The 12,932-nt window shown below is 75.4% G+C and carries 8 protein-coding genes and 1 pseudogene; 7 read left to right on the top strand and 2 right to left on the bottom strand.

What is annotated here, in order from left to right; genetic code table 11:
- Positions 1–169: 169 nt before the first annotated feature.
- Positions 170–3,799: a transcription-repair coupling factor gene (gene mfd / locus ACWDRR_RS35565; RefSeq protein WP_449776399.1), complete on the top strand. Its 3,630-nt coding sequence runs from the start codon at positions 170–172 to the stop codon at positions 3,797–3,799.
- 98 nt (positions 3,800–3,897) lie between these two features.
- Here the strand turns inward: mfd and ACWDRR_RS35570 are convergent, their stop codons facing one another.
- Complete coding sequence (locus tag ACWDRR_RS35570) at positions 3,898–4,536, bottom strand: DUF4352 domain-containing protein (RefSeq protein ID WP_449776400.1); 639 nt, start codon at positions 4,534–4,536, stop codon at positions 3,898–3,900.
- 212 nt (positions 4,537–4,748) lie between these two features.
- On the opposite strand from ACWDRR_RS35570, the gene ACWDRR_RS35575 reads away from it, so the two are divergent.
- The 5 genes from ACWDRR_RS35575 (at position 4,749) to ACWDRR_RS35595 (ending at position 11,902) form a co-directional block, all read left to right on the top strand.
- Positions 4,749–6,908: an N-6 DNA methylase gene (locus tag ACWDRR_RS35575; RefSeq protein ID WP_449776401.1), complete on the top strand. Its 2,160-nt coding sequence runs from the start codon at positions 4,749–4,751 to the stop codon at positions 6,906–6,908.
- Positions 6,909–7,160: 252 nt separating this feature from the next.
- Positions 7,161–7,898: a hypothetical protein gene (locus ACWDRR_RS35580; protein WP_449776402.1), complete on the top strand. Its 738-nt coding sequence runs from the start codon at positions 7,161–7,163 to the stop codon at positions 7,896–7,898.
- Complete coding sequence (locus ACWDRR_RS35585) at positions 7,895–9,616, top strand: protein kinase domain-containing protein (protein WP_449776403.1); 1,722 nt, start codon at positions 7,895–7,897, stop codon at positions 9,614–9,616. Before ACWDRR_RS35580 ends, ACWDRR_RS35585 begins: the two co-directional genes overlap by 4 nt.
- A gap of 134 nt (positions 9,617–9,750) precedes the next feature.
- Positions 9,751–11,169 carry a sensor histidine kinase gene (locus ACWDRR_RS35590; protein WP_449776404.1) on the top strand — a complete coding sequence of 473 codons (1,419 nt, stop codon included), beginning with the start codon at positions 9,751–9,753 and terminating at the stop codon, positions 11,167–11,169.
- Between the two features lie 7 nt (positions 11,170–11,176).
- On the top strand, positions 11,177–11,902 hold the full coding sequence (locus ACWDRR_RS35595) for a response regulator (RefSeq protein WP_449776405.1): 726 nt from the start codon (positions 11,177–11,179) through the stop codon (positions 11,900–11,902).
- 141 nt (positions 11,903–12,043) lie between these two features.
- Here the strand turns inward: ACWDRR_RS35595 and ACWDRR_RS35600 are convergent.
- Positions 12,044–12,283, bottom strand: a pseudogene (locus ACWDRR_RS35600) (phosphatase PAP2 family protein); the annotation flags it as partial.
- Between ACWDRR_RS35600 and ACWDRR_RS35605 the strand changes: the two are divergent.
- Complete coding sequence (locus ACWDRR_RS35605) at positions 12,168–12,488, top strand: hypothetical protein (RefSeq protein WP_449776418.1); 321 nt, start codon at positions 12,168–12,170, stop codon at positions 12,486–12,488. The pseudogene ACWDRR_RS35600 and the gene ACWDRR_RS35605 sit on opposite strands and share 116 nt — an antisense overlap.
- Positions 12,489–12,932 lie beyond the last annotated feature (444 nt).

Genomic DNA, 12,932 nt, shown 5'->3' on the forward strand with positions numbered 1-12,932 from the left:
GACCCGCCCGTCCCGCGGCCCCGCCGGGCTCGTGCACCGCGTGCGTGTCGGCGCTGCGGCGTAGGCTGGAGACCCCCGGCCGCTCGGCGTGCCGGGCCGTTCGCGTTGCCCCGGCAGGCTGGTGCCGCCCGGGGGCAGCACCAGCCACGGCACGAAGAAGAGACTCCTGATGAGCCTGACCGGACTGCTCGATGTCGTCGCGCGGGACGCGGCGCTCGCCGAGGCGATCGAGGCCGCGACCGCGATCGGTACCGCGGCCGGCGGCCGCCACCACCTGGACCTGGTCGGCCCGCCCGCCGCCAGGCCCTTCGCCATCGCCGCGCTGGCCCGTGCGCTGGCCGGGCAGGCGGCCGGGGAGCGCGGCCGCCCGGTGCTGGCCGTCACGGCGACCGGCCGGGAGGCCGAGGACCTCGCCGCCTCGCTCCGTTCGCTGCTGCCGCCCGACGCGGTCGCCGAGTACCCGGCCTGGGAGACCCTGCCGCACGAGCGCCTCTCGCCGCGCTCGGACACCGTCGGCCGCCGGCTGGCGGTGCTGCGCCGGATCGTGCACCCGCGGGCGGACGACCCGGCGGCCGGCCCGGTGCAGGTGATCGTGGCCCCCGTCCGTTCGGTGCTCCAGCCGCAGGTCAAGGGGCTGGCCGAGCTGGAGCCGGTGTTCGTCCGGCGCGGGGAGTCGCACGACCTGGAGACGGTGGCCCGGCGGTTGTCGGCGGCCGCCTACGCCCGGGTCGAACTGGTGGAGAAGCGCGGCGAGTTCGCCGTGCGCGGCGGCATCCTGGACGTCTTCCCGCCGACCGAGGAGCACCCGCTGCGGGTGGAGTTCTGGGGCGACGACGTCGAGGAGATCCGGTACTTCAAGGTCGCCGACCAGCGCTCGCTGGAGATCGCCGAGCACGGCCTCTGGGCTCCGCCCTGCCGTGAACTGCTGCTGACCGACGAGGTGCGGGCACGGGCCGCCGAGCTGTCCGTCGCGCACCCGGGGCTGGCCGAGATCCTGGACAAGATCGCCGAGGGCATCGCGGTCGAGGGCATGGAGTCGCTGGCGCCCGTCCTGGTGGACGACATGGAGCTGCTGCTGGACGTGCTGCCGCTCGGCTCGGTCGCCGTGGTCTGCGACCCGGAGCGGGTCCGTACCCGGGCGGCCGACCTGGTGGCGACCAGCCAGGAGTTCCTGCACGCCTCCTGGGTGGCGGCCGCGGCCGGCGGGGACCGGCCGATCGACCTGGAGGCGATCGACGTCTCGGCCGCCTCGCTGCGCTCGCTCGCGGACGTGCGCGAGCACGCCGCCGAGATCGACCTGCCCTGGTGGTCGGTCAGCCCGTTCGCGACCAGCGAGTCCAGCATCAGCGAGGTGCTGGAGTTCGACGTCAACACGCTGACCCTGGGCATGCACGCGGTCGAGGCGTACCGGGGCGACACGGCCCGGGCGATCGCCGACGCCAAGGAGCGGCTGGCCGCCGACTGGCGGGTCGTCATGGTGACGGAGGGCCACGGCCCGGCCTCCCGGCTCGCCGAGGTGCTCGGCAACGAGGGCATCCCGGCCCGGCTGGTCGCCGACCTCGCCGAGGCGCCGACCAGGGACGTCGTCTACGTCTCCTGCGGTTCGATCGAGCACGGCTTCGTCGACGAGGCGCTCAAGCTCACCGTCATCACCGAGACCGACCTCTCCGGGCAGAAGTCCTCCACCAAGGACATGCGCCGGATGCCGTCCCGGCGGCGCAACGCGATCGACCCGCTGGCGCTGGTGGCCGGCGACTACGTCGTCCACGAGGCGCACGGCGTCGGTCGCTACGTCGAGATGGTGCAGCGCACGGTGCAGGGCGCCACCCGCGAGTACCTGGTGCTGGAGTACGCGCCGGCCAAGCGCGGGCACCCCGGCGACCGACTGTTCGTGCCGACCGACCAGCTGGACCAGGTCACCAAGTACGTCGGCGGCGAGGCCCCGACGCTGCACCGCCTCGGCGGCGCGGACTGGGCGAAGACCAAGCAGCGGGCCAAGAAGGCGGTCAAGGAGATCGCCGCCGACCTGATCAAGCTGTACTCGGCCCGGATGGCCGCGCCCGGCCACACCTTCGGCCCGGACACCCCGTGGCAGCGCGAGCTGGAGGACGCCTTCCCCTACGCGGAGACGCCCGACCAGCTCACCACCATCGCCGAGGTCAAGTCGGACATGGAGAAGTCCGTCCCGATGGACCGCCTGATCTGCGGCGACGTCGGCTACGGCAAGACCGAGATCGCCGTCCGGGCGGCCTTCAAGGCGGTGCAGGACGGCAAGCAGGTGGCGGTGCTGGTGCCGACCACGCTGCTGGTGCAGCAGCACTTCTCCACCTTCGCCGAGCGGTACGCCAACTTCCCGGTGACGGTGAAGGCGCTCTCCCGGTTCCAGACCGACGGCGAGGCGAAGGCCGTGCTGGAGGGGCTCTTCGAGGGCTCGGTGGACGTCGTGATCGGCACCCACCGGCTGTTCTCCTCGGAGACCCGCTTCAAGGACCTCGGCCTGGTCATCGTGGACGAGGAGCAGCGCTTCGGCGTCGAGCACAAGGAGCAGCTGAAGAAGCTGCGCGCCAACGTGGACGTGCTGACGATGTCCGCCACGCCGATCCCGCGCACCCTGGAGATGGCGGTCACCGGGATCCGGGAGATGTCCACCATCACCACCCCGCCGGAGGAGCGGCACCCGGTGCTGACCTTCGTCGGCCCGTACGACGAGAAGCAGATCTCGGCCGCCATCCGGCGTGAACTCCTGCGCGAGGGCCAGGTGTTCTACATCCACAACCGGGTGGAGTCGATCGACCGGGCGGCCGCCCGGCTGAAGGACCTCGTCCCCGAGGCGCGGATCGCCACCGCGCACGGGCAGATGGGGGAGACCGCGCTGGAGAAGGTGGTCGTCGACTTCTGGGAGAAGGAGTTCGACGTCCTGGTCTCCACCACGATCGTCGAGTCGGGCATCGACATCTCCAACGCCAACACCCTGATCGTCGAGCGCGGTGACACCTTCGGCCTCTCCCAGCTGCACCAGCTGCGCGGCCGGGTCGGCCGCGGGCGCGAGCGCGGCTACGCGTACATGCTGTACCCGCCGGAGAAGCCGCTGACCGAGACGGCGCACGAGCGGTTGGCCACCATCGCCCAGCACACCGAGATGGGCGCCGGTATGTACGTGGCGATGAAGGACCTGGAGATCCGCGGCGCCGGGAACCTGCTCGGCGGCGAGCAGTCCGGGCACATCGCGGGCGTCGGCTTCGACCTCTACATGCGGATGGTCGGCGAGGCGGTGGCCGAGTTCCGGGAGTCGCTGGCCGGTGGCGGCGAGCCGGAGGAGGAGCCGCTGGAGGTCAAGATCGAGCTGCCGGTGGACGCCCACGTGCCGCACGACTACGCCCCGGGCGAGCGGCTCCGGCTCCAGGCGTACCGCTCGATCGCGGCGGTCAACTCGGAGGACGACATCAAGCAGGTCCGGGACGAACTGGTCGACCGGTACGGCAAGTTGCCCGAGCCGGTGGAGAACCTGCTGCTGGTGGCCGCACTGCGGCTGTACGCCCGCCGGTGCGGCATCGCGGACATCACGCTGCAGGGCGCCAACGTCCGGTTCGGGCCGGTGGAGCTGCGCGAGTCGCAGCAGCTGCGGCTGAACCGGCTCTACCCGCGCAGCCAGGTGAAGGCGGCTGCCCAGCAGCTGCTGGTGCCCCGGCCGGCCACCGGGCGGATCGGCGGGAAGCCGCTGGTCGGGCGGGAACTCCTGGGCTGGTGCCGCGAGTTCCTGTCCGCGATGTTCGACGACCTGGCGGGGGCGAAGAAGTAGCGGCGGGGGAGTCGCCCGCCGGTTCGGCGGGCCTTGCGGCGGTCTCGGGCCAGGGTGCCTGAGGCCGCCGTCGCACGTTCGGCGGGTGCTGCCCGGGGTCAGCCGAGCTTCCACTGGCCGGTCTGCGGGGCGAAGCCGCTGTCGAGGCCGAACTGGGCCCTGTCGAGCTTGATGTCCTTCGGCACCTCGAAGGTGACGAAGCCGAGGGCGCTCTCCCCGGGGGCGACGTTGGCGGGGAGCTGGAAGCCCGGGCCCGCCTTGGTGTCGGCGACCGTCGAGCCGAAGGCCTGGCCCTGGGCGTCCAGCAGCTTGGCGCTGTTGCCGGGGACGTCGCTGTAGGCCTTCTTGCCGCTCGCCTTGATCCGGAACTGGACCGAGACGAAGCGCTTGCCGTCGGCCGGGTGGGTGAACTCGTCCTCGCCCTCGGCGTTGTCCACCACCTTCACCAGGGTGACGTCGGCGACGTCGGCCGGGTCGTTGCCCTTGAGCGCGATGGTGTCGCCCACCTTGGCCGCGGCCTTGGGGGCGTCGGCCGGCTTGGACTCGGCCGGCTTGGACTCGGCGGGGTTGGCGGCGCCGGGGGAGCCCGCGGCGGGCGCGGCGGCCGAGGTCTGCTTCGGCTCGGTGGAGACGGTCGACCCGCCGGTGGAGTTGCAGGCCGTCGCGGTGAGGGCGACGAGCGCCGCGCCCAGCAGCAGGGCGGCGTTGCGACGGGTGGCGCGGGTGGTGACGGCCATGGGGTGTCTCCCGGTTCTCGGTGGTGTGGTGCCGGCGCCCTCTGCGGTGCCGACAGAGAGATCACACCATTCACTGTGAACGGTGTCAACAGTGATTCATGGAACCTCTCTGTTCACGTGTGAACGGTGGATCGCGAGGTGCTGGCTATGCTGTGTGGTCACACCCGCCCCCACGTGTGAGCACACCGCCCCCGTGTGCCGAAGGAGTCTCCATGCCGGACCGTCCCGAGGTGACCGCCGTCGAGATCGCTCGGCTGGCCGGGGTCGGGCGGGCCGCCGTCAGCAACTGGCGCCGTCGCCACGCCGACTTCCCCCGCCCGGTCGGCGGCACCGACAGCAGCCCGACCTTCGCCCTCGACGAAGTGGCGTCCTGGTTGCGCGGGCAGGGCAAGATCGCCGAACTGCCGTTGCTGGAACGCGTCTGGCAACTGGTGGAGACCCTGCGCGACCCGGCCGGCCACCCCGCCGCACCCCTCGTCCAGGTCGGCGCCGTCCTGTTGCTGCTGCACCGTGACCCCGACCGCTGGTCCGCGCTCGCCGCCGAACCGGACACCCGGCTCGCCACCGCCCTGCCCCGGGCCCTGGCCGAGACCGCCTCCGGTGCGTTCGGCGACGGCGCCGCGGCCCTGCGCCTGCCCGGCCTGCTCGGCTCCACCCAGCTGGACCTGGCCCGACTGCTGGCCGAACTCGCGGCCGCCGCCGGCGTCCCGGGCGCGTACGAGCAGCTGCTGACCCGCTACGCCGAGGCCAACACCCGCCAGCTCAGCCCCACCCCGCCGGAGGCCGCCGACCTGCTCGCGGCCGTCGCCGGCGTCCCCGCCACCGTGCTGGACCCGGCCACCGGTCTGGGCGCCCTGCTGCTCGCCCTCCCGCCCACCACCGGCCGCTACGGACAGGACGCGGACGAGGTGACCGGCGCCCTCGCCCGGCTCCGGCTCGCGCTGCACACCCCGGCCGCCGACCCCGGGCCGCTGCCCCTCGAGCTGCGCGCCGGCGACGCCCTGCGCGCCGACGGCTACCCCGGTGACACCTTCGAGGCCGTGCTCTGCCAGCCGCCGTACAACGAACGGGACTGGGGTCACGACGAGTTGCAGTTCGACTCGCGCTGGCCGGGCGGCCTCGTGCCGCCGCGCGGCGAGTCCGAACTCGCCTGGGTGCTGCACTGCCTCGCCCACACCCGCCCCGGTGGCCTCGCCGCCCTGCTGCTGCCGCCCACCGTCGCCACCCGCCGGGCCGGGCGACGGGTCCGCGCCGAACTGCTGCGCTCCGGTGCGCTGCGCGCCGTGGTCGCGCTGCCGGCCGGAGCCGCACCGCCGTACGGGGTGCCGCTCCACCTCTGGGTGCTGCGCGCGCCCCGGCCGGGCGACGACTTCCGGCAGGTGCTGCTGCTGGACGCGGCCTCGACCGCACTCCCCGCCGGCCACTCCGCCGTGCCCGCCGCCGCCGAGGCCGAGGGCGGGCGCGACAAGGTCCGCTGGCCGGAGCTGCGCCGGACCGTCCTGGACGCCTGGCACGCCTTCGACCTCGCCGCCCGGGAGGGCCTGCCGCTGCCGGCCGACCGGCCGGGCGTGCACCGGACGATGGCCGCGATCGACCTGCTCGACGACGAGACCGACCTCTCGCCCACCCGCCACGTCCCGCCCGCCGCCCCGGTCGGCGGCGCCGCCGAACTCGCCCACCTGAGCGGCCGGCTGACCGAACTGCTGGCCGGCCTGGCCGACCCCGGCTCGCTGCTGCCCGACCCGGCGGTGCCGACGGCGCAGCCCGCGGCGGCGGCCGGACCGGTCGTCACGGTGGGCGAACTGGTCCGCAGCGGTGTGCTGGAGGTCCACTCCTCGGGCGCCGGCGCACCGACCCGCCCGGCGGGCGCCGGCCCCTCCGGCACGCCCGTGCTGACCGACCAGGACGTGATCGCGGGCAACCCGCCCAGCGCCGTCCTCGACGGCTCCGGGCCGGCCGGCGACCTCCGGACCCGCCCCGGTGACGTCCTGGTCCCGGCCCTGGGCACGGGTGCGGCGCGCGTCGTCCGGGCCGGCGGCCCGTCGGACGGTGCCGCGCTGGGGCGCCAGCTCCACCTGCTGCGCCCCGACCCCGCGGTGCTCGACCCCGACTTCCTGGCCGGCCAGTTCCGCTCGACGGCCGCCACCCGGCGGGCCGCCAGCCACGCCTCCACCACCGCCCGCCTCGACATCCGCCGGGTCGAGCTCCCGCGCCTCCCGATCGCCGAACAGCGCCTGCTCGGTGCCGCCTTCGCGCGCCTGGCCGGCTTCGAGAGCGCGCTCCACCAGGCCGCCGGGCTCGCCCACACCCTCACCCAGGCCCTCACCGACGGCCTCGCGACCGGCACCCTGGCCCCGCCCGGCCGCTCCTGACTGCCGGTGCCGCCGCGGCCCGGTCCGGGTGCGGTGCCGATGTGCTCCCGGTGCGGTCCGGGTGCGGTGCCGGCCCGGGTGCGGCCCGGCTGCCACCGGTCGGTGGCCGCCCGTCAGGCCCGTCAGGCCCGTCGGGCCCGGCCGGGTACCGGAGCTCGGGAAGCCGCCCCGGCGTGTCGGCCGCGGAAGGTACGGTGTGCGGGGTTCGTCCGTCCGCGGCCGACCGCCGTCCTCACCCGCTCAGGAGCGCACATGTCAGGGCAGTACCCGGGGCAGTTCGGACCACCGCCCGGCGGCGCGTTCCCCGGCGGTCTGCCCCACGGCGGGGGGCCGGGCCCGGTGCCGTACGCCGTCCCGTCACCACCCGGACCGACGCGGAGCCCCGGGCCCTACGGCGTGCTCGGCCGGGTGCTGTGCGCCCTCACCCCGCTGGTGACGGTCGGTCTGCTCGGCATGATCCCCTCGCTGCTGCTGGCGATCCGCCGCCGCCGGGCCTACGACATCCTCGGTGCGCTGGTCTTCGCGGGGCTGTTCCTCACCTACCTGGTCTGCGCGGGCGTGGCCGGCGGCACCGGCGATGCGCCCACCGCGGACACCGTCGGCATGGTCGCCATGGTGGTGATGTGGTTCGGTGCGCCACTGCACTTCCTGGCGATGGACCTGCGCGCCGTCTGGGAGGCCGGCAAGCCGAAGGCGCCCGCCCCGGCCGCCCAGTACCCGCCGCCCGCCGCGCCGTACGCGCAGCCGGCCGCGCCTTACGCGCAGCCCGCGCCCGGTGCGGGCTACGCCCCGACCCCGGCGCCCGGGTACGCCGCGCCCTTCGGCGCCCCGACCCCGCCCGGTGCGGCCGCTCCGAGCACCCCGCCGCCCGCGCCCGGCTACGGCTACCAGTCCCCGTACACGGCTCCGAGCGCGCCCGCGACCGGTGAGGAGCTGCGCGAGCTGGGTGAGCTGCTGCGGCGTCAGGCCCGCGAGGGCGGCCGACCGTGACCACCGCCAGGGTGATCGGCGGCCGCTACCGCCTGGCCGAGAAGATCGGCCACGGCGGGATGGGCCAGGTCTGGGGCGGCTACGACGAGCGGCTGGACCGCCCGGTCGCCGTCAAACTGCTCCGGACCGACCGCCTGCTCCCGGTCGACCCGTCCGCCGGCGGCGGTACCGAACACCGCCGGCAGGGGGACGAGCTCCGCCGCCGCTTCCTGCGCGAGTGCCGGATCACCGCCGCCCTCGACCACCCCGGTCTGGTCACCGTCTTCGACGCCGGGGAGGACGACGGCGAGCTGTACCTGGTCATGCAGCGCGTGCCGGGCATCAGCCTGGCCGACCTGATCGCCGAGGACGCACCGTTCCCGCCGGAGCGCGCGGCCGCCGTGGCGGCCCAGCTCTGCGCGGCCCTGGCGGCCGTCCACGCCGTACCGGTGGTCCACCGCGACCTGAAGCCCAGCAATGTGATGGTCCGTGACGACGGCCGGACGATCCTGCTCGATCTCGGCATCGCCACCGCGCTCGACACCGAGGCCACCCGCCTCACCCTGACCGGCGTCCCCGTCGGCAGCCCGTCCTACATGGCGCCCGAGCAGGCGCTCGCCGCGACGGTCGACCCGCGCAGCGACCTCTACGCGCTCGGTTGCCTGCTGCACGAGATGCTCGCCGGCGAGGAGCCGTTCCGCGCGCCCACCGCGCTCGGCGTGCTGCGCCGGCACGTCGACGAACCGCCGGTGCCGCTGCGCGAACTCCGCCCGGACGTCCCGGAACCGCTGGAGCGGCTGGTCCTCGACCTGCTCGCCAAGCAGCCCGACGGCCGCCCCACCGACGCCCAGGAGGTGTACGCGCGGCTGCTCCCGCTGCTGCCCGCCACCACCCGGGCGCCGCAGCCCCGGTACGGGCCGCTGCCCGATCCCGCCCGCCCGTACCGCCACCCCCACCAGCCGCAGCCCCGGCCGGTCGAGGCCGCGACACCGCCACCGGCGCCGGCACCTTCACCGGCACCGGTACCACCGCCCGCGCCGCGCGCGGAGCCGCGCCCGTTCCTGATGGCCGCGGTGCCGGGGCCCGTCCTCCCGTCCTCGCCGCCCCCTCCGGCCGCGGCACCCGCCGCGCCGGGGTCCGGGGCGGAGCTGGCGGCGGCCTGCGCCCGGCTCTCCGACCTGCTCGACGCGGGCCGCCGCGCGGAGGTGCTCGACCTCGCCGGCACGCTGCTGCCCCGGGCCCAGGCCGAACTCGGCGACAACGCACCGCTGGTGCGCACCGTCCGGACCATCTACGCCCGTACCCTGCACCAGGAGCGCCGCTACCGGCAGGCACTGCCCGAGTACCGGCTGCTGGCCGCCACCGCCGACGGGGGCCCGCACGGCCCGCAGGCTCTCGAACACCGCTACCGCGCGGCCGAGTGCCTGGAGCGGTCGGGGCAGGGCACCGAGGCCCTCGCCGAGTACCGGGCACTGCTCGACGGCGGACCGGGGCTGGACCCGGAGCGGGCGTTCGACGCGCGCGAGCGGATCGGTCTGCTGCTGGCGGCGGGCGGCGAGTCCGAGGAGGCCTGGCAGTGGCTGCTCCAGCTCCTCTTCGACCGCGAACGCCGGGAGGGCCCGCACCACCCGGCCGTCCGCCGGCTGCGCCAGGCCCTCGACACCCTCCAGCCGCACCGCAGCACCAACAACCCCGCACCTCCCGACCCTCGCGCCGCCCCGTGGCCCCCCACCCGCTGAGTCACCGGGCCGCCCGGGCCGTCGGATGGTGGGCCCCGCGCGTGCCCTGCGGTCCGGTCCACCCGGTATGACCGTGGCATCGGTATGACTTTCGGCAGATCCGGTGCCGCAGACCGCCTTCTACTGTCGTAGCCGTGAGGACGAACGGTGAGCGGTGGAGCGGGTGGCTCGACGGCGGACTGCTGGCGGGTGCGGCGGCGGCGACCGGGGCCGGCACGGTGAGCATCTGGTGGGCCCTGCCGGCGATCGGTGCGGCGTTCCTCACCGGGTGGCGGACGGACCGGGTGCGGTGGGCGACGGTCGTCCTGGCCCTGATGGTCGCGCTCGGGGTGACGGCGGCGCTGACGGTGCCGGCGTGGATGGTCCAGGGGACGTCGTTCCTGTCCCTGGTGGTCTGCGCGGGTATGGCGCCCTGGATGGCGGGCCGGTTCTGGCGCCAGTCGCAGGAGTTGGTCCGGGCCGGCTGGGAGCGGGCGGAGCGGCTGGAGCGCGAGCAGCAGCTGGTGGCCGAACAGGCCCGGCTGCGCGAGCGGGCCCGGATCGCCCAGGACATGCACGACGCCCTCGGCCATGACCTGAGCCTGATCGCCCTGCGGGCCGGCGCACTGAAGCTGGCGCCCGACCTCGCGCCGTCGCACCGCGAGGCGGCCCAGGAGATCCGCAAGGGCGCGGGAGCGGCCGTGGAGCGCCTCGCCGAGGTGATCGGAATCCTGCGGGACGACGTGGACGAGGCCGGCCGGGGCCCCGCCGACGCGGGAATCGCCCAGCTGGTCGAGGAGGCGGCCGCTGCAGGGTTGGAGGTCCGGCTGACCGTGAGCGGCACGGCGGACGGCCTGCCGCGGGCGGCCGAGCACGCCGCCTACCGGGTGACCCAGGAGGCGCTGACCAACGCGGCCAAGCACGCCCCGCAGGCGCCGGTCACGGTGCGGGTGGCCTACACACCGGACGGCGCCCGCGTCCAGGTGGTCAACGGCCCGTCACCGGCGGGCCCGACGGCCGCACCGGGCGGGGGCGGCCGTGGGCTGATCGGCCTGGCCGAGCGGGTCAGACTGGCCGGCGGCACCTTCGCACACGGGCCGCGCACCGACGGCGGTGGCTTCGAGGTGCTCGCGTACCTTCCGCGCTCCGGCTCCGCCATCGCCCGGGCTCCCGGGCCCGCCCCGGTGTCACCGGCCCGTGAGCTGAGCCGCGCCCGCCGTCGGGTGGGTCGGATGATGGCCGCGACGGTGCTGGCTCCGCTGGTCACCGTTCTGGTGCTGACCGGCGTCCTACGGGGGTGGACGATCTACACCGCCGGCCGTGCCGTGCTGGAGCCGGCGGACTACGCGTCGCTGCGGGTCGGCCAGGATCGCGCGACCGTCCAGCGGTTTCTGCCGGCCCATCAGTTTCCGTACCATCCATCCGTGGGGAACCCGCCGCCCCGGGGAGAAGGAGTGACGTGCGAGTACTACGCGATCACCGCCGAACCGTTCAGCAACGACCGTTCCGGCGACGCCTACCGGCTCTGCTTCCAGGGCGGCGTGCTGATCTCCCTGGACGCGCTGGTCGCGTGAGCGCCGGATGAGCGGCGGCGAGCGGGCCGCGACCGGCACGCCGATCCGGGTGGTGATCGCCGACGACGAGCCGATGGTCCGCGCCGGCGTCCGCGCGGTGCTCACCACCGACCCGGGGATCGAGATCGTGGCCGAGACCGGGGACGGCCGGGAGGCCGTCGAACTGGTCCGCCGCCACCGGCCCGACGTCGTCGTGCTGGACATCCGGATGCCCGGTACGGACGGCATCACCGCCGCCGCCGAGATCCGCCGCAGCGGCGCCACCGCCGGGATCGTCATGCTGACGACCTTCGGCGAGGACGACTACATCCTGCGGGCCCTCGCCGGTGGCGCCAACGGGTTCCTGATCAAGTCCGGTGAGCCGGAGGAGCTGATCGCCGGGGTACGGGCGGTGGCGGACGGCGCCGCCTACCTGTCACCCAAGGTGGCCGCGCGGGTGGTTGCCCACCTCGCCGCCGCCGGAGCCGGTGGGCCGGCCGACCGCCGCTCCGCCGCCCGTGAACAGGTGGCCGGGCTGACCACCCGGGAACGGGACGTGCTGACGCTGATCGCCGCCGGCCTGTCCAACGGTCAGATCGCCCGCCGGATCGGGGTGGTGGAGGGCACCGTGAAGGCCCACGTGAGCTCCGTCCTGGCGCGGCTCGGCGTGGCCAACCGGGCGGCCGCCGCCGTCCTCGCCCACGAGGCCGGTCTGACCACCGGCGGAGCCTGCGCGGGCGGTCCGCGCGCCTGACGGCGGCGCCGCCAGCAGCGGGCCCAGCACCGGTATACCGGCCAGTGACGTCACGGCGGCGGTGGTGAGCGGCAGCAGCGCGACGACCACCGCCGCGGTGACCGCCCCGCCGAGTGCGGCCCCGGCGACCACGTCGTGCGGATAGTGCACCCCGGCGGCCACCCGCAGCGCGGCCGTCGCCACGCCGACCGGGACGACCAGCAGGGCCCAGCGCGGTCGCAGCAGGACCAGGCCGGTCGCGAGGGCGACGGCGAGGGTCGCGTGGTTGCTGGGGAACGACCAGTCGCCCGGCGGCGGGCATTCCGCGACGGCCGACCGTGCGGACAGGGCGCCGGACAGCGCGCGGCAGGGCCGCTCCTCGTCGATCACGACCTTCAACACCTCGCTCGCCCCGTACGCGACGACCGTGCCGAGGCCGGTGAGCGCGACCCCCGCGACCAGGTCGGCGGCGCGCTGGCCGCGGGCCGTCCACCAGCAGAGCGCCAGCAGCAGGCCCAGCACCAGCAGCCCGGCCTCGGTGGCGGGCTCCAGCAGTGAGCCGAGCCGGTCCGGCGCATCGGCGACGGCGTCGGCCACCCGCCGATAGCCGCCGGTGGACGCGCCGGTGGTCACCCGGGCCGGCCCGCCCTCCTCACCGCGGGCCGGTGCCAGCCACCCGACCACGCCGGCGCCCGCACCCAGCAGCGCCGCCGCCGCGGCCACCCGGGTACCGGTGGTCCTGACCGTCCTCGCACCGTCCGTCCTCCTTCCGGCGGCCTTCTCTCCGGCCGTCCTCGTTCTGACCGTTCCGGCCCCGACTGTGCTCGTGCTGGCCGCTCGCTTCCTGTCCGTGTTCGTCATGGTCAGGACGGTAGGGGCGGTCCGGGGACCGAGGCCCGGGCCTAAAGGCAGGGGGAGACCTGGACGATCGTCAGGGTTGACAGCCGCCGCACGCGGGGTGACCCGTTCGGGTCACGGTCCGCGCGGTGCGGGCCCGGCCGCCCTACTCTCGGGACAACGCCCGGCCGCTCGTGGGACGGCGGCCCGGTCG

It is taken from the genome of Kitasatospora sp. NPDC003701, assembly GCF_053587085.1.